Origin of the sequence: Bacillus sp. JFL15, assembly GCF_001184225.1 — a bacterium.
Classification (GTDB): domain Bacteria; phylum Bacillota; class Bacilli; order Bacillales; family Bacillaceae; genus Bacillus; species Bacillus siamensis.
This window is the reverse complement of record NZ_LFWQ01000013.1, coordinates 1-1,032: the sequence shown is the minus strand read 5'-3', so window position 1 is coordinate 1,032 and position 1,032 is coordinate 1. Positions and strand designations below refer to the sequence as shown.

Below are 1,032 nucleotides of genomic sequence, written 5' to 3'. Positions count from 1 at the left end.
GGTCGGTGTGCTCGCTGAACGCTCGCCGGAGATGGTGATTTCAGTGCTTGCCGTGTTAAAAGCAGGCGGCGCCTACGTGCCGCTTGACCCGGAATATCCGGAGGACAGGCTGCAATATATGCTCGATGACAGCGGCGCCTGTCTCCTGCTTCAACAGTCAGGGTTATCCGTTCCCGGTTTTTCCGGCGAGACGCTAGAAGTGTCTCTTTCTGCCCTTACAGGTGAGACGGAGACAGGGGCTGTCTCTGAAGAAGCGGATGCCGATTCGCTCGCTTATATCATTTACACGTCCGGTTCGACGGGAACACCGAAGGGGGTGGCTGTTGAACACCGTCAGGCCGCCGCCTTTTTATCCGGGATGCAAGGGCAGTTTCCGTTAACAGAAGAGGATATGATCGTGCTGAAATCATCTTTTTCTTTCGACGCTTCCATCTGGCAATTGTTTTGGTGGACGATGTCCGGCGCCTCCGTGTATCTGCTTCCGGCCGGATGGGAGAAAGATCCCGCGCGGATGATTGAAGCGTTTGCCTCGGAAAAGGTGACGACCGCGCATTTTATTCCGGCGATGGTCAACAGCTTTTTAGACGCGCTGGAAACAAAGCCTGAGGAAACAAGAATCCGCCTCGGCAAAACCTTGACACGCGTGTTTGCCGGAGGGGAAGCTCTTTCACCGCTTACGGCTGACCGGTTTGCCGATCTTCTGCCGGAGACCGTGCTCATTCACGGCTACGGGCCGACAGAAGCGACGGTTGATGCGGCGTTTTACGTCTGTGACCGAAAACGGGACAGCGGACGGACAAGGCTTCCGATCGGAAAACCCGTTCCGGGTGCCCGTCTTTATGTGTTAGACGGTGGGGGAACCGTTCAGCCTGCGGGCGTTGCCGGAGAGCTGTACATCGCGGGGACAGGGGTGGCCCGGGGCTATTTGAACCGGCCTGAACTGACGGCAGAACGTTTTCTCGATGATCCGTTTTATCCGGGAGAGCGCATGTATCAGACGGGTGATATCGCACGCTGGACAGAAGACGGGCT

Annotated in this window: 1 protein-coding gene; it reads left to right on the top strand. The window is 56.9% G+C overall.

Annotation, left to right across the window (positions count from 1 at the left end; genetic code table 11):
- On the top strand, positions 1-1,032 hold a 1,032-nt coding region (locus AD710_RS18750), incomplete at both ends, for an amino acid adenylation domain-containing protein (protein ID WP_049628855.1).